This is a genomic window from Micromonospora sp. LA-10 (assembly GCF_051853095.1).
In the GTDB taxonomy this organism is placed as follows: domain Bacteria; phylum Actinomycetota; class Actinomycetes; order Mycobacteriales; family Micromonosporaceae; genus Micromonospora; species Micromonospora echinospora_A.
The window spans coordinates 2,050,511-2,069,217 of sequence record NZ_CP195710.1 but is presented as its reverse complement, the minus strand read 5'-3'; the positions used below and the strand labels follow the sequence as shown (position 1 = coordinate 2,069,217).

The following is an 18,707-nucleotide window of genomic DNA, read 5'->3' as shown; positions in this document are numbered from 1 at the left end:
GTCATTTTCAAACATCTGTACGACCTGGTGTCGGCGTGTCGCGCCGAATTCCTGGATTTCCGAACTGTTGTTCTGATAGAAGAGTACGCCGCTCGTACAGATGTTCCATTGGTGCAGGCCCGTGTCCAGTACCGGAGGCTGTCCGTTGGGCTCCTCGGTGGCGGCGCGCCGGGCGTGATGCTGATGACGCGCCGGACACGCCGACCAACTTGACCTCGCTTGTGGTTCGGCATACGGTCGACCCCTAGATGTAGTAGTCACACGGGCGTAAGTTGCCCACAGGTTGGGTTCAACTACCGAACGCACTCCCGCACCGCGCATCCGGCGACGGTCATCGGACGATGACTCCGCCGTGCCGACGCGTGCCCGGGAGCCGGTAGGTGTGCCCGCGATCGACGGAGGAGGTCGGGCGAATGCGGTGTCCGTACTGCCGGCACGCCGACTCCCGGGTGGTCGACTCGCGGGAGGCCGACGACGGCCAGCTCATCCGGCGGCGACGGTCCTGCCCGGAGTGCGGCAAGCGGTTCACCACCGTCGAGGAGGCGGTGCTCGCGGTGGTCAAGCGCAGCGGGGTGACCGAGCCGTTCAGCCGTACGAAGATCATCGGTGGAGTGCGCAAGGCGTGCCAGGGGCGACCGGTCGACGACGACTCGATCGCGCTGCTGGCACAGAAGGTCGAGGAGACCGTCCGGGCCAAGGGGGCGGCCGAGATTCCCAGCCACGAGGTGGGCCTGGCCATCCTCGGCCCGTTGCGTGACCTCGACGAGGTGGCCTACATGCGGTTCGCCAGCGTCTACCGGTCCTTCGACTCGCTCGCCGACTTCGAGCGCGAGATCGAGACGCTGCGGGCCGCCGCGCGCGCCCGGGAGGGCGCCGGTGCCGGGGCGGCGGACGCCGCCGGCGCGATCAGCTGACATTTTCGGGTTTCTGACAGGTACACGAGGCGCGGTGGGTGACCGTGCCGACGAGGGGGGCGAGGGCGTGACGACCAGTAGGTCACGGAACAAGGCCGGGGCGGGGCTGAAGATCGAGCGTGTCTGGACGACCGCGGGGGTGCATCCCTACGACGAGGTCGCCTGGGAGCGCCGCGACGTCGTCATGACGAACTGGCGGGACGGCTCGATCAACTTCGAGCAGCGCGGGGTGGAGTTCCCCGAGTCCTGGTCGGTGAACGCGGCGAACATCGTGACCACCAAGTACTTCCGGGGCGCGGTGGGGACCCCGGAGCGGGAGTGGTCGCTCAAGCAGCTGATCGACCGGGTGGTCGACACCTACCGCACCGCCGGTGAGGAGTACGGCTACTTCGCCACCCCGGCCGACGCCGAGGTGTTCGCGCACGAGCTGACCTGGATGCTGCTGCACCAGGTGTTCAGCTTCAACTCGCCGGTGTGGTTCAACGTCGGCACGCCGTCGCCGCAGCAGGTCAGCGCCTGCTTCATCCTGGCCGTCGACGACTCGATGGACTCCATCCTCGACTGGTACAAGGAGGAGGGGCTGATCTTCAAGGGCGGCTCCGGCTCCGGCGTCAACCTGTCCCGGATCCGCTCCTCCCGCGAGCTGCTCTCCTCCGGCGGCAACGCCTCCGGCCCGGTCAGCTTCATGCGCGGCGCGGACGCCTCCGCCGGCACCATCAAGTCCGGCGGCGCCACCCGGCGCGCGGCGAAGATGGTCATCCTCGACGTCGACCACCCGGACATCCAGGAGTTCGTGGTCACCAAGGCGCGCGAGGAGGACAAGATCCGCGCCCTGCGCGACGCCGGCTTCGACATGGACCTGGGCGGCGCCGACATCGTCAGCGTGCAGTACCAGAACGCCAACAACTCGGTCCGCGTCTCCGACGAGTTCATGTCCGCTGTGGAGAACGGTGGCGGCTTCGACCTGCGCGGCCGGCTCGACGGCCAGGTCATCGAGACGATCGACGCGAAGAACCTGTTCCGCACCATCTCCCAGGCCGCCTGGGAGTGCGCCGACCCGGGCCTGCAGTACGACGACACCATCAACGACTGGCACACCTGCCCGGAGACCGGACGGATCACCGCGTCGAACCCGTGCTCGGAGTACCTGCACCTGGACAACTCCTCGTGCAACCTGGCGTCGCTGAACCTGATGAAGTTCCTGCGCGCCGACGGCGGCTTCGAGGTGGAGAAGTTCGTCAAGTCGGTCGAATTCGTCATCACCGCGATGGACATCTCGATCTGCTTCGCCGACTTCCCGACCGAGAAGATCGGTGAGACCAGCCGCGCCTACCGGCAGCTCGGCATCGGGTACGCCAACCTGGGCGCGCTGCTGATGGCCTCCGGCCTGCCGTACGACTCGGAGCAGGGCCGGGAGGTGTCCGCCGCGATCACCTCGCTGATGACCGGCACCGCCTACCGCCGTTCCGCCGAGCTGGCCGGCATCGTCGGCCCGTACGACGGCTACGCCCGCAACGCCGAGCCGCACAAGCGGGTCATGCGCAAGCACGCCGCCGCCAACGACGCGATCAAGCCGACCGGCACCGTGGGCACCGCCGTGCAGCGCGAGGCGACCAAGCAGTGGACGCTGGGCAACAAGCTCGGCGACAAGTACGGCTGGCGCAACTCGCAGGCCAGCGTGCTCGCCCCGACCGGCACCATCGGCCTGATGATGGACTGCGACACCACCGGCGTGGAGCCGGACCTGGCGCTGGTGAAGTTCAAGAAGCTGGTCGGCGGCGGCTCGATGCAGATCGTCAACCAGACCGTGCCGCGCGCCCTGCGCAGCCTCGGCTACCCCGAGGAGCAGGTCGAGGCGATCGTCGAGCACATCGCCGACCACGGGCACGTGGTGGACGCCCCGGGCCTCAAGCCGGAGCACTACCCGGTCTTCGACTGCGCCATGGGCGAGCGGTCGATCGCGCCGATGGGCCACGTGCGGATGATGGCGGCGGTCCAGCCGTTCATCTCCGGCGCCATCTCCAAGACGGTCAACATGCCGGAGCAGGCCACCGTCGAGGACGTCGAGAAGATCTACTTCGAGGGCTGGAAGCTCGGCCTGAAGGCGCTGGCGATCTACCGGGACAACTGCAAGGTCGGCCAGCCGCTGTCGGTCGCCAAGTCCGGCCGGTCCAGCATCGAGACCACCCAGATCCAGAGCCCGACCGGTGAGGTCGAGAAGGTCGTGGAGAAGGTCGTCGAGTACCGCCCGGTGCGCAAGCGGCTGCCGAAGAAGCGCCCGTCGGAGACCATCTCGTTCTCGGTCGGCGGCGCGGAGGGCTACCTCACCGCCTCGTCGTACCCGGACGACGGCCTCGGCGAGGTCTTCCTCAAGATGTCGAAGCAGGGCTCGACCCTGGCCGGCGTGATGGACGCCTTCTCGGTGGCCATCTCCATCGGTCTCCAGTACGGCGTCCCGCTGGAGACGTACGTCAGCAAGTTCACCAACATGCGCTTCGAGCCGGCCGGCATGACCGACGACCCGGACGTGCGCATGGCCGCCTCGGTGATGGACTACATCTTCCGTCGCCTGGCGCTGGACTTCCTGCCGTACGACCGCCGTGCCGAGCTGGGCATCTTCACCGCCAAGGAGCGGGCCGCCCAGCTCGCGGCCGAGGCGGAGGCGGAGGCGAGCGGTGCGGACCTCACCGCGATGGCCTCCTCCGCCCCGGTCGAGGCGCCGGAGCCGAGGACCGGCCCGATCGCGCAGCCGGCGCAGGAGATGGCCGAGGTCGCCGCGGTCAAGCCCGCTCCGGTGGTGGGTTCCAGCACGGAGCTGCTGGAGGCCGTGATCGGCAAGGCCGCCGACGCGCCGCTCTGCTTCACCTGCGGCACGAAGATGCGGCCCGCCGGTAGCTGCTACGTCTGCGAGGGCTGCGGCTCCACCAGCGGCTGCAGCTGAAACCGCGAAAGGTTGGTAGGTCTTCAGCCTTCAAAAGGAATCGCTGGATGACATCGCCTTGGTGAAGCTTTATGGCGGGTGCCTCCTATCCGAATTCGGATAGGAGGCACCCGCTTCGGGCGTACGGGGAAGGGTAGACATGTCGCTGAAGGCCGTCTCGCCGCGCACAACCGAGCGCGACCAAGAACCCCGATGACAACCTCCGGCAGTGCCGTCCGGGCAAAAGCCGATCAGTATCCGCGCGGACCTGCCACTCATTCCGCCAGCCGCAAGACCCGGTCGGCTCGGTCCACCACTTGCTTGTAGGTGACGACCTCGACCCGGGACAGATGGCTGTTGTAGACGCGCAGCGCCGCGTCCACCTCGTTCTCGCTTGCCTCCTCCTCAAACTGCGGATGCCCAATGATCACCGCTGCTGAGGCACGTCGTACTTCGATGCCCTGCTCGGCGAGCCGTGCTCGGTCCTCGTCAAGGATCACGAGGTAGTTCATCGCCTGCGCTACCGCCCGATGTACTTCGTTGGTCGGCACCCATCGGCCCCGCTGATGGGTGAGTAGCGGGACGGCGGCCCGCTTCAACTCGATCACGTGCACGGTGCCGTCCGGCCGTAGCAGCGTCAGGTCCAACTCGATGCCGCGACTAATTCGCCGTGGCCCGAGCTTGTCCGCCAGCTGCGTCCCACCGAATATCCAGAGATTCTTCTCCAGCGCTCGCTGCAGGTCGCGCTCGCTGCTGTGCCGGTTGAGAACGACGGCATCGAGTTCCCGAAGTGCCCGGCGTCGTGCTCGCAACAACACCACGTCGGCGATCTCTTCTGCCGAGGCCTGGGCGGTCGGCGAAACACCAACGCCTGAGTCGCCAGTGTGCAACCGGTCGAGCAGCACCTCCGTCATCCAGGTCACTTGCTCGTTCATGCCGCGGCTGACCTCGAAGACCCCGCCTACCCCGGCCACGTCCGTGATTACTAGACGCTTCATTTCGTTGAGGTATGCCATGAGCTCGTCGCGGGTTGCCTGTGGGTGTTCGTCGAGGAACGTGCGAGCCTTGTCGGCGACGAATGTCGCGGAGATTGAAAAGAAGTTCGTCAGCGCGTTCGTGTGTCGGCTACGGGGACCGCCGAGTAACTGATACTTGATTTCCAAGTCCGGGGCGAGCATCACGTTGGTTGCGTACGAGAGGGCGTCCTCCAACCGCTCGGCCGTATCTTGGTCGCCTTCGACCCGAGCCGCGCTGTGAGCCTGACGCAGCAGATCGGTGAGCGTCCTGCCGCCGCGATAGGGACTGCGGTATCCCATATGCCTCTGTGCGTCCTCGACGAGGTTGCGGATGTGGTCAGAGAGGCCATACTCGACGATCTTCTCGAGCAGCAGGCGCAGAGCATAGTCGGAACGGACGCGCGAGCGAGGTCCAGGCATGTCGGAGAGCGTTGCTCACGGGTATGACAAGACCGTCTGAGCGCAGGCGGCCGTGCCGGATGCGGCTGGGAAGCGTGGTCGTTTGCCCTGGCTGCACCAGAAGACCAACCCGGGCTGGTCAACGTCCGGGAGAACTTGTCTGGGCAGCTACAACTGCTGGGAAGGGCATACGACACGTAGCGAATACGTGTCCTGCACCAGTACGAACGACCGACCACGCGAGCGCGGCAGGGAACTCCCTGCCGCGCTCGCGCGTGTCGGGCTCAGCGCAGGGTACGGAGGAACAGCCGCCACGGCTCACGCCCGAAGCGCAAGACCGGTCCGCCTGCATCCTTGCTGTCGCGGATCAGGATGCTCTCGTTGACGGCGGCAACCTCTACGCACGCGCCGCCGTTGTTGTCGCTGCGACTCGATTTGCCCCACTTGGTGCCGATCGGGATTGTCATCGCCACCTCCAGTTCCTGCCAGCGTCCGGCGCGAGCACCGCTGAGGTGGGCGCTCAGCGCAGGGTGCGGAGGAACGCTTGCCACGGCTGACGTTCAAAGCGTAGAACCTGACCGCCTGCATCTTTGCTGTCACGGACTTCTACTGCCTGGTCGGCGTATCTCGCTTCGACGCAGGCTCCGTTGGTGCCGCTTCGGGTGCTCTTGCGCCACTGCGAGTCCACGTCCGCCTCCTACTCCATGGGCAGCGCGCCTCGGATCGCTTCGATCATGGCCGCCGAGTCGGTGGGTGACAGGGCCGCGGCGCGCAGGCTGTTGAACACCACCGTACAGCGGCGCACATCCTCGCCCTCCGCGTAGAGATCACCTGTCAGGCCCTCGATGTAGACCACGCTGGGGCCGTCAGCGAAGTTGAGGATGTGGAAGCTCGACAGCATGGAAGCGTAGGCACCTTCTCGGAACGGGATCACCTGGATCGTGACGTTCCATTGGCTGCCGGCGTGGAGCAGCGCGGTGAGCTGGTCGGCCATGACGTCTGCACCGCCGATTTGGCGGTGCAGAACTGCTTCGTCTAGCACAGCCACCAGGCGGAGCTTTCCCGACGAGATCAACTCTTGGCGGTGCGTCCGGACGGCGACTCGCCTGTCGACCGCCTCGGGTGAAGGCTCGAAGGCGTCCTCCGCCATCATCGCCCGCGCGTATGCCGGTGTCTGGAGCAGGCCCGGCACGACAAGCGTCTCGAAGGTCTGCACCTCCTCGGCGGCGGATTCCAGGCCGATGTACTGGCGGTACGACGACGGCAGGTCTCCGTACTTCGCCCACCAGCCGCGCTGCTTACCAGTGCGCGCCATCGACAGCAGCGTGTCGCGCAGTTCTGCATCGGTGACTCGGTAGCGGTCTAGCAGCACGTTGAGCGCTGGGCCCTTGATGCCGACCCGGCCGGCCTCGATCCGGCGCAGGGTGCTCGCGGTCACCTCAATGGCGGCGGCTGCTTCCTCGGCGGTGACATCGGCCTGCTCCCGCGCTTTGCGCAACTGCGCCCCGAGCTGGAAGCGAACGAAGGTCGGACTCTCCATGGCGGTGATTGTGCCGCCGACCGCCGTGCCGTGGACATGCGACACGCCCGCGCGACATGCGCGCGCGTCGTTGACTGACTAAAAATGCGCGCGCAAAATTAGCGGCGCATCAGTGACGTGGGAGGCGGCATGCGTGCTCGTGTGTCGTACGAGGACTACGTGGTGGCGGTCGCGCTGACCCTCGCCCGGCGACACCGTCCGGTGTGGTCCTGGCAGCGGTGGCGGTGGATCTGCCGCTGCGGCGCGGAACTGCCGTGCCGCGCACGCCATCGCATCCCGATCCGTCGCGGCCACTGGCCGGGAGAGGAGCAGACGTGACGGAGCCGCAGGTCCGGCAGATCCTGTCGGTGCACGTACCCGGCGTCGACGGCTTCTGCGCAGGGTGCCGGGCGTGGTGGGCGCGGCTGTCCCCGTACCCCTGTCAGCAGGTCGAATGGGCGGCCCGCCGGCAGGCGCGGACGGCCACCCGGCGCTTCCTGGACGGTCTTCGGTGACCACCCACGGGCCGGTTCTTCCGGTGTGGAGCTGCGGTGGGTGTGGCGCTCCGTGGCCCTGCCCGACGCGGCGTCGTGAGCTTCGGGCCGAGTTCTCCGGAGCCCCGGTGTCGTTGGGCTTGTACATGGGGTCCTATCTGGTGTGGGCGGCGGAGGATCTGACCTGGGTACCGGCCGGGGTGTTGCATCAGCGCTTCCTTGGGTGGGTGCGATGAGCGTCATCAGGCCCGGCGACGAACGGTTCCATTACTGCGACGGCTCGCATCGATGGGTGCCGCTCGATCCCGACTTCGACCAGGAGGTCTGGGAAGCCATGGTGCGCGAGCACCAGCAGCGGCACCTGGAGGAGATCTCCCGAGGGCTTCGTCCCCGTCGGCCCAGACGCCCGTAGGTGCCCACCGTCACACCCCATGGCGTACGCGAGCTGGAATGCTCGGGGAATGAGCACGACCGACATCTATCGGGTCTTCGCCGAGCGCGAGACGCGCGGCGTGTCTCCGGCGTACGAGCGGTTGTCGCGCGCGGTGGCGGGTGACCGGAAGCTGCTCGCCCTGCTCGACACGCTGCCACCGGCCAAGCGTCAGCCGAACCTGCTGTTCGGGGTCGTGCGGCTGCGCGGCGGGCCGGTGGGCGACCCGGCGGCCTTTCGCGCGTACGTGATCGAGCACTGGCCGGACGTGGCGGCGCAGATGCGGGTGCGGGCGACGCAGACGAACGAGGCCGGGCGTTGCGCGGTGCTGCTGCCGGTGCTCGCCGCGTTGCCGCAGCCGCTGGCGTTGCTGGAGGTCGGCGCGTCCGCCGGGCTGTGCCTCTACCCGGACCGGTACGCCTACCGCTACGGCGAGCACCGGCTCGGCGACGGCGAGCCGGTGCTCGACTGTGACCTGACCGGCGCCGACCCGCCGCGACGGCTGCCCGAGGTGGTGTGGCGGGCCGGGCTGGACGTGAACCCGCTCGACGTCACCGACCCGGCCGACCGGGCCTGGCTGGAGGCGCTGATCTGGCCGGAACACCGGCACCGCCGGGAGCGGCTGCGCGCGGCGGCGGCCGTCGCGGCGGCCGATCCACCACTGCTGGTACGCGGCGACCTGGTGGACGACCTGCCGGCGCTGGCCGAGCAGGCCCCGGCCGATGCGACGCTCGTGGTGTTCCACAGTTCGGTGCTCTACCAGGTGCCGCCGGAACGCCGGGACGCGTTCACCGCGCTGGTACGGACGCTGCCCGGCCACTGGATCGCCAACGAGGACCCGTCCGTGCTGCCGCACGCGACGCTGCCCGAGCCGCCCGCCGAAGGCTTCCACAACGTCCTGGCCCTGGACGGCCGCCCGCTGGCCTGGACGAGAGGCCACGGCCAGGCCCTCACCTGGCTCCCCACCCCAACCCCAACCCCGAGCGCGTGATCATGAAGTTGGCGGCGCGACACGCCGACGCGGCGACCGTCAACCTCATGATCGACGGGACGGTGCGGGCGTGCGCCGGGGACTAGGGTCGGCGGGTGTGAGTGAACCTGGGTGGCTGGTGGAGACGCGGGCCGCCTATGACACCGTTGCCGAGGACTACGCGCGGCTGCTGCCCGACGTGGTGGAGCCGCCGTTGGACCGGGCCCTGCTGGCCGCGTACGCGGAGACGGTCGGGCCGGGGCAGCCGGTGCTGGAGGTGGGCTGCGGCACCGGGCGCGTCACCGCCCACCTGCACCGCCTCGGCCTCGACATCGGCGGCGTCGACCTCTCGCCCGGGATGGTGGCGGTGGCCCGGCGGACGTACCCGGATCTGCGCTTCGAGGTCGGCTCGCTGACCGAGCTGACCGCGCCGGACGGCTCGCTGGCCGGGCTGGTCTCCTGGTACTCGGTCATCCACCTGCCGCCGGAGCTACTGCCCGGGGTGTTCGCCGGGTTCCACCGGGTGCTCGCCCCGGGCGGTCACCTGCTGCTCGCGGTGAAGGCCGGCGACCGGTGCGTACGGCTGGAGCGGGCGTACGGCCACGACGTCGCGTACGACGTGCACTGGCTCCCGCCGGAACGACTGGCCGCGCAGCTCGCGGCGGCCGGGTTCGCCGTGACCGCGACGACGGTCCGCGCGCCGGCCGACGGCGAGCGGCAGCCCCAGGCGTTCCTGCTCGCGCACCGCTACTGAACCGGACGCGGCTCGACCGAGCCGCAGACCTCGACGGGAAACGGGTCGGCAGGAGTCGGTCAGGGTCGGCGCGGAGTCACCGATACCTGCTCGGCGATCGCAACGACCTGGCCGGCGGAGAGCCGTAACGGCGCCTGCAGGTTGACCACGGACCCGCCGGGCACCTCCGCCTGCAGGAACCAAATCTTGTCGGCGCGGATCAGCCGCGCTTCCCGGCCGCTCACTGTGACTCTTCGCTCCTCCCGGGCTCCCATCACGTTGCGCAGCAGGTGCGGGTCACGGTGTGGCACCACCTGCACGGTGAGCGTCTCGTCGGGGGAGTCGCCCCGCAGGGTCAGGATGGTGTCGTCCTTGAACGCGGCGACCCGCCAACCGCGCGGCGCCAGATGAACCCGCAGCGGCACCTGCTGCGGCTCCTCGACGACGTGCTCGGCCAGCCGGAGCAGCGCCGCGTCGTCGGCGAATATGCCGTGGCCGGTCAGTGTCACCCACTGACCGGACCTGCGTTGCCACGACACGACGAGCCGGCGCGGTCCGCCGGGGTCCGGCTCCTCGTACATCTCGGCCGGGCGGCCTGCGACGGCCACCGGACGCGACGTCGTCGCGTTCCTCGCCGGTGGACTGTCCCAGACGAAGAGGTAGACGTCGTCGGTGGTGCTGCGGGACAGGTACACGGCGAGGAATTGGCCCGGAGCGTAGCTGTAGCGAGGTGGGTCCAGCGTCACCGGACGCGACCGCAGGGTCAGCGGAAACTCCGGGATCGTCGCAGCCACCAGGGTCAACGGCTCCACCGATCGATCGAGCGGACGTACCGCGAGGCCTACGCCCGCCCCGGCGACCACCGCGGCCCCGGCTGCCACCAGGAGCGTCCGCCGCCGCAGCGGCGGGACGGTCGGGCGTACGGATGCGGCGGCGAACTCGCCGGCGAGGCGGTCCCTCGCGAGGCGGAGCGCCTCGGTGGACGTTTCCGGGGCATCCGGCCCGTGCGTACGCAGCAGATCGATCTCGTTCATGTCGGCTCCTCGGGGGTGAGCGCGAGTCGGGTGAGTCGGCGGGCGCGGTGCAGGCGGGAACGGACGGTGCCGAGTGGGATGTCGAGCACGGCGGCGATCTGCTCGTACGACAGGTCCGCCCAGGCGGTGAGCAGCAACACGTCCCGGTCCCGCCGGTGCAGCGAGGCCAGCGCCAGGGCCAGGTCACGCCGTAGGGCACCGGCGTCGAGCCGGTCGATCGCGTCCTCGATCACCGACGGTGTCAGCTCGACGGTGGCGAGCCGGGCCAGCGCGCGGTAGCGGCGTTCCTCGGTCCGCACGTGCCGGCGCATGAGGTTGGTGGCGATCCCGAAGAGCCACGGCCGTACGCCGACGTCCGAGGTGTATGACGCCCTCCGCCGGAAGGCGACCAGGAAGGTCTCGGCCAGTAGGTCGTCCGCCGGCGGGCCGATGCGGCGAGCCAGATAACGGTGCACGGGGACGGCATGCCGGTCGAACAACAGCCCGAACCGCTCCGGCTCCGCGACGGACGCGCGTATCACCTCGTCGTCCGGCGGCTCGTCGGGCGAGGCGACCCCGGGATGTCCCCGCTCGTGGGTCTCGGCCCGGTGCATCTTGTTGGTCACATCCGTTCATGCCCGGTCGGCGCGGACCGGTTCACGGCGGGCCGCGGTCCGGCCGCAGCGTGCCTGTGGTGCTGACCTCGCGGGCCGCAGGCGGTTCCGTAGACTTCAGCGGTGCGTGACGAGATGGCGGACCGGCCTCTGACCGAGCCGCACCCGTCGCGGCTGTCGCCGGATCACCCCGGGCGGGAGCGGATCCTGGCCGTGCACGCCGCCGCCCTGGCCGCCGGGGAGGCCGGCTATCTGGACCCGGAGACCGGGCTGTTCGTGCTCAGCGCGGGATTCCTCGCCCGGCGCGGCACGTGCTGCGGGCGCGGCTGCCGGCACTGCCCGTACGTCGCCGGCTAGCTGGCGCACCTCAGCCGGAGGCGCCCTCCCGGATGGCGTAGTGGTGCATCGTGACGCCCTGCGTGAAGGATCGCTGCTCAATCAGGTCGAGCTCGACCGGCCGGTCCCAGTCGTCGAACAGCGGCCGGCCGGAGCCGAGGATCGTCGGGTGGGTGAAGAGCAGCAGCTCGTCGAGAAGACCTGCCCGGAGCAGTTGCGTGGCGAGTGTTGCGCCGCCCACGCCGAGCGTCCCGCTGGTCTCGGCCCGGAGGGTGGCCAGTTGCTCGATCGCGTCGTCCCCGCCGATGATCAGGGTGCCGTGGTCGGCTTCGCGGCGGGTGCGGGAAACCAGGACCTTGGGCGCGGACGTCCAGATCTCGCCGTACTCGCGGAGGAAGTCCGGCAGTGAGGCGTCGTCGCGCGCCTTCGGCCAGAACTCCTCCATCGTCTCGTAGATGACCCGGCCGTGGATCAGCCCGGCGAGCTTCCGCGCCCGCGCGTTGAGCTCCCGGTGCAGCTCCTCGTCGATGCGCAGCCACTCGCCGCCGCCGTCGTCTCCGGGGGCCTGCTCGATCCGGAGATCGAGGGACACGTTCATCCAGTACTGGAAGCGGCCCACCGTCCGCTCCTTCCTAGTGGTTGCAATCTGCAATCACTATATTGGGGGGCAACCGCCTGTCAAGGAGGAGCTGTGGAACCACGGTCCGGGTGTCCGATCAACGCGGCCGTCGAGGTGCTCGGCGACCGATGGGCGCTGCTCGTGCTCCGCGACGTCGTCTTCGGCGACCGCCGCCACTTCCGGGCCCTGCTCACCGGATCGATCGAGGGCATCGCCTCGAACATCCTCGCCGACCGCCTCGCCCGGCTCGTCGAGGCGGGGATCCTCACCCGAGGCGCTGCGGCACGAGGGCAGCGGGCCCGCTACAGCCTGACCGAAGCCGGGATCCAGACCGTTCCGATCCTCTACGCGCTCGGAAACTGGGGCCTCGACTGGTGCCCGGGCACCGAGGAACTCCAGATCCGGCAGCGGATCATGCGCGACGAGGGCCCGGCGTTCATCGAGGAGCTGATGGACGAGCTGCGGGTCCGCCACCTCGACGCTCCGCCGAAGCCCCACGGCGGCCCCGGACCGCTCGAACGCCTGAACGCCGCCTGTGCCGCCGAGCGGGAACGCCTCGACTAGCCGGGAGGGCTTCCGTCCCCGCGCGGGCACGCCGTACGGTGTCCGACGGAACTCCGGCGGGTCGGACCCGCCGCCGACCGCGGAGGTCTCCCGTGCGTGCCCGAATCTGGCTGGCCGTGCCGGCCGTCCTGCTCGCCGCCGGCTGCGCCGAGGAGGCCCCGACGGTAGCCGTGCCCACGGATCCGCGCCCACCGGTCGCGGTCGCCGCCGCCTCCTCGGGCGGCGCCTGCCGCCTGCTCGACTTCGCGGTGATCGCCGAGCACACCGGCGGCGAGTTCGACGTGGCCGCCGCCACCGAGCGGGGCGACACGCACACCTGTGTGGTGCGCGCGGCCGGTGCGGTGCTGCCGGAGCTGACGCTGTCGGTGACCGAGACGTCGATCGACGCGGCCACGTTCACCCTCGACGTGCAGCCCAGCGGCGCCGCGAAGATCACCAAGCTGGGTAAGGCCGGCTACCGGCGCACGCTGCCCAAGACCGCGAAGGCGGGCCCGGCCGCCGAGGTCGGCTGGCTGGCCACCGAGGGTCGGCTCGCCACCCTGCGCTGGACCGCCCCCACCGGCACCGCCAAGGCGGAGGCGGACAGGACGGCCGGCAAGCTGGTCACGCTGGCCAAGGTGATCGACACCCGCCAGCTCTGACCGGCGATCGGGTCAGCGGGCCGCGACGAACACCCGGGACGCGACCTCGCGGGGCAGGCGTACCCGGTCGCCGGAGCGGTCGATGGAGACGCCGTCGCGTTCCTGCGCCACAGTCACCGTCGCGCCCGGGTCGACACCGGCGGCGTGCAACTGCCGGAGCACGTCCGAGTCGGTCTGCACGCTCTCGCAGATGCGGCGCACCACGACCTGGCCCGACAGGCCGGGGAAGGCCAGGTTGCGCTCGCTCTCGCCGGCCTCGACCGGCAGCTGGCCGGGGTCGCCCAGCTCCTCCAGGCCCGGGATCGGGTTGCCGTACGGCGAGCGGGTGGGGCGGTTGAGCAGGTCGAAGACCCGCTTCTCCACCGCGTCGCTCATCACGTGCTCCCACCGGCAGGCCTCTTCGTGGGCCTCCTCGTAGGGCATCCCGATCACGTTGACCAGCAGCAGCTCGGCCAGCCGGTGCTTGCGCATCACCGACACTGCGGTGGCGCGGCCCTCCGGGGTGAGGCTCAGGTGCCGGTCGCCTTCGACCGTGAGCAGGCCGTCCCGCTCCATCCGCGCGACGGTCTGGCTGACGGTCGGGCCGCTCTGCTTGAGCCGCTCGGCGATGCGGGCACGCAGCGGCGGCACACCCTCCTCCTCGAGCTCGAGGATGGTGCGCAGGTACATCTCGGTCGTGTCAACAAGGTCGTGCTTCACGTCAGCGGCCTCCCGGGCTCCGATGGTACCCGTTACCACCGACCATCGACGGCAGGCGAAGCCGGAGGTGGCGCCCCGGATGGTGTTGACTGGACCGCATGTCCGCCACCGCAGACCTGCTGGTCGAGCCCGACCGGCTCGCCGCCGAACTCGATCATGCCGATCCGCCGACCCTGCTCGACGTCCGCTGGCGGCTGACCGGTCCGCCCGGCCGCGCGGACTACGCCGCCGGCCACCTGCCCGGCGCGGTCTTCGTCGACCTGGACACCGAGCTGTGCGGGCGGCCCGGCGCCGCCGGCCGGCACCCGCTGCCGGACCCGGCCGCGTTGCAGGCGGCGCTGCGGGCAGCGGGCGTCCGCGCCGGTCACCCCGTGGTGGTGTACGACGGCGGCGACGGCATGTCCGCCGCCCGGGCCTGGTGGACGCTGCGCTGGGCGGGCCACCGGCAGGTGCGGGTGCTGCACGGCGGCTACCCGGCCTGGACGGCCGCCGGCCTGCCGGTCGACACCGGCGTGCCCGCCCCGGCGCCGGGCGACGTGATGGTGGCCCCGGGCGCGCTGCCGGTGCTCGACGCCGCGGCGGCCGCCCGGCTCGCCGCCGCCGAGCCCGGGGTGCTGCTCGACGTACGGGCCGCGCCCCGCTACCGGGGCGAGCACGAGCCGGTCGACCCGGTCGCCGGGCACGTGCCGGGCGCGGTGAACGTGCCCGCGCCGGAGTACGTCACGCAGGGGCGCTTCCCCGACGCGGACGCGCTGCGGGAACGGTTCGCCGCCGCCGGGGTGGACGCGGACGCGCCGGTCGGGGCGTACTGCGGCTCCGGGGTGACGGCCGCGCAGGCGGTGCTGGCGCTGCACCTGGCCGGCCGTGCGGACGCCGCGTTGTACGTCGGCTCGTGGAGCGAGTGGGTGGCCGACCCGGACCGTCCGGTCGCCACCGGTGGCACGTCCGGCCGGTGAGCGCACGTCAGGTGGGCGCACCCGGGCCCACGTGCGACGATGGCCGCATGGCCGACGACACGGTGGTGGTGTGGGACGAGGCTCTCCTCGCCTACGACATGGGCGACCATCCGCTCGACCCGGTCCGGGTGGAGCTGACCATGGCGCTCGCCCGCGAGCTGGGCGTGCTGGACCGGCCCGGCGTGCGGCTGGTCAAGCCCGAGCCGGCCGACGACGCGTTGCTCACCCGCGTACACGATCCGGCCTATCTGGACGCGGTCCGGGCCGCGCCGCGCGACCCGCTGTTCGCCGGGTTCGGCCTGGGCACGTCGGACAATCCCGTCTTCGACGGCATGCACGAGGCGAGCGCGCTGATCGCCGGCGCCACTGTCGCCGCCGCCGAGGCGGTCTGGCGCGGCGAGGCCCGCCGCGCCGTGAACGTGGCCGGCGGACTGCACCACGCGATGCCCGCCCGTGCCGCCGGCTTCTGCGTCTACAACGACCCGGCGGTGGCCATCGCCCGGCTGCTCGACCTCGGCGCGCAGCGGATCGCGTACGTGGACGTGGACGTGCACCACGGCGACGGCGTGCAGGAGATCTTCTACCGCGACCCGCGGGTGCTCACCGTCAGCCTGCACGAGACGCCGCTCGCGCTGTTCCCCGGCACCGGCTTCCCGGACGAGACCGGCGGGCCGGGCGCGGAGGGCACCGCCGTCAACGTGCCGCTGCCGCCCGGGGTCGGCGACGCCGGCTGGCAGCGCGCGTTCCACGCGGTCGTGCCGTCGGTGCTGCGCGCGTACCGGCCGCAGGTGCTGGTCACCCAGTGCGGCGCCGACGGGCACCGCAAGGACCCGCTGGCCGACCTGCACCTGTCGGTGGACGGGCAGCGGGCCACCTACCGCACGCTGCGCGCGCTCGCCGACGAACTGTGCGACGGGCGCTGGATCGCCACCGGTGGCGGCGGATACGCGCTCGTCGAGGTGGTGCCGCGGGCCTGGACGCACCTGCTCGCGATCGCCACCGGCGAGCCGGTCGACCCGGCCACGCTCACCCCGCCGGGCTGGCGGGACCTGGCCGCGCGGCGGCGCCCCGGGCACGAGGTGCCGCTGCGGATGACCGACGACGTCGACCCGTCGTACCTGCCGTGGCAGCCCAGCGGCGAGCCGAACGCGGTGGACCGGGCCGTCGCGGCCACCCGCAAGGCCGCCTTCCCGCTGCTCGGGCTCGACCCGCACGACCCGCGCGACTGAGCCGGCGGCAGGGGAGGACCGACCGGTGACCACCGTCGAACAACCGGTGGACGTGCTGCTCAGCGACGGCACGACCGTCCAGCTGCGACAGATCCGTCCCGAGGACGCGCCCGAGATCGTGGCCATGCACGGCCGCTTCTCCGAGCGCACCCGCTACCTGCGCTACTTCTCGCCGTACCCGCGCATCCCGGAACGCGACCTGAAGCGCTTCGTCAACGTCGACCACCGCGACCGCGAGGCGTTCGTGGTGCTCGCCGGCGAGCGGATCGTCGCCGTCGGCCGGTACGAGCGCCTCGGCCCCGCCTCGCCGGAGGCCGAGGTGGCGTTCGTGGTCGAGGACGCCTACCAGGGCCGGGGCATCGGCTCGGTGCTGCTGGAACACCTGGCCGACGCGGCCGGGCGCAACGGCATCGTGCACTTCGTCGCGGAGGTGCTGCCCGCGAACGGCACCATGCTGCGCGTCTTCGCCGACTTCGGCTACCAGGTCCAGCGCCAGTACGCCGACGGCGTGGTGCACCTGAGCTTCCCGATCGCGCCCACCGAGGCGACCCTGGAGGTGCAGCGCGGCCGGGAGCACCGCACCGAGGCGCGCTCGATCGCCCGGCTGCTCGCCCCGCGCGGCATCGCCGTCTACGGCGCCAGCACCACCGGCCAGGGCGTCGGCGCGGCGCTGCTCGGGCACCTGCGCGACGGCGGGTTCAGCGGCGCGATCGTGCCGGTTCACCCGAGTGCGGCGACGGTGGCGGGGCTGCCCGCGTACCCGTCGGCGGCCGACGCCGGTCAGGACGTCGACCTGGCGGTGGTGGCGGTCCCGCCGGACGCGGTGACCGACGTGGTGCGCGACGCCGCACGCGCCGGCGCGCACGGGCTGGTGGTGATCTCGGCCGGGTTCGCCGAGTCCGGCCCGGCCGGCGCGGCGGCGCAACGCGCGCTGGTCCGCGCCGCGCACCTGGCCGGCATGCGTGTGGTCGGACCGAACTGTCTCGGCGTCGCCAACACCGACCCGGCGGTACGCCTCAACGCCACGCTCGCCCCGGTGCTGCCCGCGGCGGGCCGGGTCGGCGTGTTCAGTCAGTCCGGCGCGTTCGGGGTGGCGCTGCTCGCCGAGGCGTCCCGCCGCGGGCTCGGCCTGTCCAGCTTCGTGTCGGCCGGCAACCGGGCCGACGTGTCCGGCAACGACCTGCTCCAGTACTGGCAGGACGACCCGTCCACCGACGTGATCACGCTCTACCTGGAGACGTTCGGCAACCCGCGCAAGTTCGCCCGGCTGGCCCGGCGCATCGGCCGCAGCAAGCCGGTGGTGGCCCTGGCCTCGCTGGCCCGGCCGCCGGGCGTGGGGGAGGCGCCCGCGTTGGACGCGGCGGCGGTGAGCGCGCTGTTCGCCCAGTCCGGCGTGATCCGGGTGGACACCGTGTCCGAGCTGCTCGACGTGGGCGTGCTGCTGGCCCACCAGCCGCTGCCGGCCGGTCGGCGGATCGCGGTGGTGGGCAACTCGTCCGCGCTGACCGGGCTGGCCGCGACCGCCTGCGCCGCCCAGGGACTGACAGTCGCCGACGGGTACCCGCAGGACGTCGGGCCGAGCGCCGGGGCCGCCGCGTACGCCGCCGCGCTGGGCGCCGCCGTGGCCGACGAGCGGGTGGACGCCGTGGTGGCGGTGTTCGCGCCGCCGCTGCCCGGCCAGCTCGCCGACCCGGTGGCCGACTTCGCGGCGGCGCTGCCCGACGCGCAGGTCACCGGCAAGCCGGTGGTGGCGACGTTCCTCGCCGGCCTGGTGCCGGCCGGGGTGCCGGCGTACCCGAGCGTCGAGGAGGCGGTACGCGCGCTCGGCCGGGTCACCGCGTACGCCGACTGGCTCCGGCGGCCGCCCGGCGTGCTGCCGGAACTGGCCGACGTGGACCGCACGGCCGGACATGCCGCGCTGCGTCCGGACGGGGCCGACGCGGCGGCGCTGCTGCGCGCGTACGGGATCGACGTGGTGGACTCGGTGCCGGCCCGCTCGGCCGAGGAGGCGGCGGCGGTGGGGGAGCGGCTCGGCTGGCCGGTGGCGCTCAAGGCCGCCGCTCCCGGCCTGCGGCACCGCCTCGACCTCGGCGCGGTACGCCTCGACCTGGCCGACGCCGCCGCGCTGCGCCGCGCGTACGCCGAAATGGCGCCGGTGTTCGGCGCGGAGGTGCTGGTCCAGCCGATGGTCGCGCCCGGCGTGGCATGCGTGGTGGAGCTGGTCGAGGATCCGGCGTTCGGGCCGGTGGTCGGGTTCGGGCTCGGCGGCGTGGCCACCGAGCTGCTCGGCGACCGGGCCTGGCGGGCGGTGCCGCTCACCGACCGGGACGCCGCCGAGCTGATCGACGAACCACGGGCCGCGCCGCTGCTGCACGGGCACCGGGGCGCCGCGCCGGTGGACCGGGCGGCCCTGGTCGACCTGCTGGTGCGGGTCGGGCGGCTCGCCGACGAGCAACCGCGGGTGCGGTCGCTCACGCTCAACCCGGTGCTGGCCCGCCCGGACGGCATCTCGGTGCTGCACGCCACGGTGCGCACCGGCGCCGAGGTCGCCCGCCCCGACACGGGCCCCCGCCGCTTGTAAGGAAGGGCCCCTTCTTAACGCCTCCGGTAGAGAAAGGGCCCCTTCTTAACAGCGCCCACC

The 18,707-nt window shown here is 71.6% G+C and carries 21 protein-coding genes; 13 read left to right on the top strand and 8 right to left on the bottom strand.

The window, feature by feature from the left end; all coding sequences use genetic code 11:
- Nucleotides 1–413 precede the first annotated feature (413 nt).
- The gene (gene nrdR, locus ACSDG8_RS09625; protein ID WP_013284751.1) at nt 414–914 is read left to right on the top strand and encodes a transcriptional regulator NrdR; all 501 of its coding nucleotides are present in this window, start codon (nt 414–416) and stop codon (nt 912–914) included.
- 34 nt (nt 915–948) lie between these two features.
- Nucleotides 949–3,855, top strand: coding sequence for a vitamin B12-dependent ribonucleotide reductase (locus tag ACSDG8_RS09620; protein ID WP_210893113.1), 2,907 nt, complete (start codon nt 949–951; stop codon nt 3,853–3,855).
- Between the two features lie 254 nt (nt 3,856–4,109).
- On the opposite strand, the gene ACSDG8_RS09615 is transcribed toward ACSDG8_RS09620, so the two are convergent.
- The 4 genes from ACSDG8_RS09615 to ACSDG8_RS09600 form a co-directional block, all read right to left on the bottom strand.
- The gene (locus tag ACSDG8_RS09615) at nt 4,110–5,270 is read right to left on the bottom strand and encodes a Shedu anti-phage system protein SduA domain-containing protein (protein WP_210893111.1); all 1,161 of its coding nucleotides are present in this window, start codon (nt 5,268–5,270) and stop codon (nt 4,110–4,112) included.
- Between the two features lie 263 nt (nt 5,271–5,533).
- Complete coding sequence (locus ACSDG8_RS09610) at nt 5,534–5,716, bottom strand: DUF397 domain-containing protein (RefSeq protein WP_210893108.1); 183 nt, start codon at nt 5,714–5,716, stop codon at nt 5,534–5,536.
- A 53-nt stretch (nt 5,717–5,769) separates the two neighbouring features.
- Complete coding sequence (locus ACSDG8_RS09605) at nt 5,770–5,937, bottom strand: DUF397 domain-containing protein (protein ID WP_210893106.1); 168 nt, start codon at nt 5,935–5,937, stop codon at nt 5,770–5,772.
- Nucleotides 5,938–5,946: 9 nt separating this feature from the next.
- Nucleotides 5,947–6,789, bottom strand: coding sequence for a DUF5753 domain-containing protein (locus ACSDG8_RS09600; RefSeq protein ID WP_210893104.1), 843 nt, complete (start codon nt 6,787–6,789; stop codon nt 5,947–5,949).
- Nucleotides 6,790–6,918: 129 nt separating this feature from the next.
- On the opposite strand from ACSDG8_RS09600, the gene ACSDG8_RS09595 reads away from it, so the two are divergent.
- The 5 genes from ACSDG8_RS09595 (at nt 6,919) to ACSDG8_RS09575 (ending at nt 9,416) form a co-directional block, all read left to right on the top strand.
- A complete protein-coding gene (locus ACSDG8_RS09595) occupies nt 6,919–7,107 on the top strand; it encodes a hypothetical protein (RefSeq protein WP_210893102.1) in 189 nt (62 codons plus the stop codon).
- Entirely contained in the window at nt 7,104–7,283 is a 180-nt protein-coding gene (locus ACSDG8_RS09590; protein WP_145754701.1) for a hypothetical protein, read from the top strand. The genes ACSDG8_RS09595 and ACSDG8_RS09590 overlap by 4 nt, the downstream gene beginning before the upstream one ends.
- A gap of 211 nt (nt 7,284–7,494) precedes the next feature.
- Complete coding sequence (locus ACSDG8_RS09585) at nt 7,495–7,674, top strand: hypothetical protein (protein ID WP_036343642.1); 180 nt, start codon at nt 7,495–7,497, stop codon at nt 7,672–7,674.
- Nucleotides 7,675–7,723: 49 nt separating this feature from the next.
- Nucleotides 7,724–8,683 (top strand): DUF2332 domain-containing protein, encoded by a 960-nt coding sequence (locus tag ACSDG8_RS09580; RefSeq protein WP_210893100.1) that lies wholly within the window; start codon nt 7,724–7,726, stop codon nt 8,681–8,683.
- Nucleotides 8,684–8,780: 97 nt separating this feature from the next.
- Nucleotides 8,781–9,416, top strand: a complete 636-nt coding sequence (locus ACSDG8_RS09575) for a class I SAM-dependent DNA methyltransferase (protein ID WP_210893098.1) — start codon at nt 8,781–8,783, stop codon at nt 9,414–9,416.
- 59 nt (nt 9,417–9,475) lie between these two features.
- Here ACSDG8_RS09575 and ACSDG8_RS09570 read toward each other — a convergent pair whose 3' ends face one another.
- Both ACSDG8_RS09570 and ACSDG8_RS09565 read right to left on the bottom strand, forming a co-directional pair.
- The gene (locus ACSDG8_RS09570; protein ID WP_210893096.1) at nt 9,476–10,429 is read right to left on the bottom strand and encodes a hypothetical protein; all 954 of its coding nucleotides are present in this window, start codon (nt 10,427–10,429) and stop codon (nt 9,476–9,478) included.
- On the bottom strand, nt 10,426–11,022 hold the full coding sequence (locus ACSDG8_RS09565) for an RNA polymerase sigma factor (protein ID WP_210893468.1): 597 nt from the start codon (nt 11,020–11,022) through the stop codon (nt 10,426–10,428). The genes ACSDG8_RS09570 and ACSDG8_RS09565 overlap by 4 nt, the downstream gene beginning before the upstream one ends.
- A gap of 135 nt (nt 11,023–11,157) precedes the next feature.
- Between ACSDG8_RS09565 and ACSDG8_RS09560 the strand changes: the two genes are divergently transcribed.
- On the top strand, nt 11,158–11,379 hold the full coding sequence (locus tag ACSDG8_RS09560; protein ID WP_210893466.1) for a DUF5522 domain-containing protein: 222 nt from the start codon (nt 11,158–11,160) through the stop codon (nt 11,377–11,379).
- Nucleotides 11,380–11,389: 10 nt separating this feature from the next.
- Here ACSDG8_RS09560 and ACSDG8_RS09555 read toward each other — a convergent pair whose 3' ends face one another.
- Nucleotides 11,390–11,977, bottom strand: coding sequence for a dihydrofolate reductase family protein (locus ACSDG8_RS09555; protein ID WP_439427817.1), 588 nt, complete (start codon nt 11,975–11,977; stop codon nt 11,390–11,392).
- A 72-nt stretch (nt 11,978–12,049) separates the two neighbouring features.
- On the opposite strand from ACSDG8_RS09555, the gene ACSDG8_RS09550 reads away from it, so the two are divergent.
- Together ACSDG8_RS09550 and ACSDG8_RS09545 are read left to right on the top strand one after the other, a co-directional pair.
- A complete protein-coding gene (locus ACSDG8_RS09550; protein ID WP_210893094.1) occupies nt 12,050–12,541 on the top strand; it encodes a winged helix-turn-helix transcriptional regulator in 492 nt (163 codons plus the stop codon).
- A 92-nt stretch (nt 12,542–12,633) separates the two neighbouring features.
- Nucleotides 12,634–13,182 carry a hypothetical protein gene (locus ACSDG8_RS09545; RefSeq protein ID WP_210893093.1) on the top strand — a complete coding sequence of 183 codons (549 nt, stop codon included), beginning with the start codon at nt 12,634–12,636 and terminating at the stop codon, nt 13,180–13,182.
- A gap of 12 nt (nt 13,183–13,194) precedes the next feature.
- Here the strand turns inward: ACSDG8_RS09545 and ACSDG8_RS09540 are convergent, their stop codons facing one another.
- Nucleotides 13,195–13,851, bottom strand: a complete 657-nt coding sequence (locus tag ACSDG8_RS09540; RefSeq protein WP_247678313.1) for a metal-dependent transcriptional regulator — start codon at nt 13,849–13,851, stop codon at nt 13,195–13,197.
- 128 nt (nt 13,852–13,979) lie between these two features.
- Here ACSDG8_RS09540 and ACSDG8_RS09535 point away from each other — a divergent pair, with 128 nt between their 5' ends.
- From ACSDG8_RS09535 to ACSDG8_RS09525, 3 genes are read left to right on the top strand one after another with little or no spacing between them, the layout of a single operon-like run.
- A complete protein-coding gene (locus ACSDG8_RS09535) occupies nt 13,980–14,837 on the top strand; it encodes a sulfurtransferase (RefSeq protein WP_210893089.1) in 858 nt (285 codons plus the stop codon).
- Nucleotides 14,838–14,884: 47 nt separating this feature from the next.
- Nucleotides 14,885–16,066, top strand: a complete 1,182-nt coding sequence (locus ACSDG8_RS09530) for an acetoin utilization protein AcuC (RefSeq protein ID WP_210893086.1) — start codon at nt 14,885–14,887, stop codon at nt 16,064–16,066.
- 25 nt (nt 16,067–16,091) lie between these two features.
- The gene (locus ACSDG8_RS09525; RefSeq protein ID WP_210893084.1) at nt 16,092–18,647 is read left to right on the top strand and encodes a bifunctional acetate--CoA ligase family protein/GNAT family N-acetyltransferase; all 2,556 of its coding nucleotides are present in this window, start codon (nt 16,092–16,094) and stop codon (nt 18,645–18,647) included.
- Nucleotides 18,648–18,707 lie beyond the last annotated feature (60 nt).

Coding starts and splice junctions, on each gene's coding strand:
- nrdR (WP_013284751.1), top strand. CDS start 414: ATGCGGTGTCCGTACTGCCGGCACGCCGACTCCCGGGTGGTCGACTCG.
- ACSDG8_RS09615 (WP_210893111.1), bottom strand. CDS start 5,270: ATGCCTGGACCTCGCTCGCGCGTCCGTTCCGACTATGCTCTGCGCCTG.
- ACSDG8_RS09610 (WP_210893108.1), bottom strand. CDS start 5,716: ATGACAATCCCGATCGGCACCAAGTGGGGCAAATCGAGTCGCAGCGAC.
- ACSDG8_RS09600 (WP_210893104.1), bottom strand. CDS start 6,789: ATGGAGAGTCCGACCTTCGTTCGCTTCCAGCTCGGGGCGCAGTTGCGC.
- ACSDG8_RS09595 (WP_210893102.1), top strand. CDS start 6,919: ATGCGTGCTCGTGTGTCGTACGAGGACTACGTGGTGGCGGTCGCGCTG.
- ACSDG8_RS09585 (WP_036343642.1), top strand. CDS start 7,495: ATGAGCGTCATCAGGCCCGGCGACGAACGGTTCCATTACTGCGACGGC.
- ACSDG8_RS09580 (WP_210893100.1), top strand. CDS start 7,724: ATGAGCACGACCGACATCTATCGGGTCTTCGCCGAGCGCGAGACGCGC.
- ACSDG8_RS09570 (WP_210893096.1), bottom strand. CDS start 10,429: ATGAACGAGATCGATCTGCTGCGTACGCACGGGCCGGATGCCCCGGAA.
- ACSDG8_RS09565 (WP_210893468.1), bottom strand. CDS start 11,022: ATGCACCGGGCCGAGACCCACGAGCGGGGACATCCCGGGGTCGCCTCG.
- ACSDG8_RS09560 (WP_210893466.1), top strand. CDS start 11,158: ATGGCGGACCGGCCTCTGACCGAGCCGCACCCGTCGCGGCTGTCGCCG.
- ACSDG8_RS09540 (WP_247678313.1), bottom strand. CDS start 13,851: ATGTACCTGCGCACCATCCTCGAGCTCGAGGAGGAGGGTGTGCCGCCG.
- ACSDG8_RS09535 (WP_210893089.1), top strand. CDS start 13,980: ATGTCCGCCACCGCAGACCTGCTGGTCGAGCCCGACCGGCTCGCCGCC.
- ACSDG8_RS09530 (WP_210893086.1), top strand. CDS start 14,885: ATGGCCGACGACACGGTGGTGGTGTGGGACGAGGCTCTCCTCGCCTAC.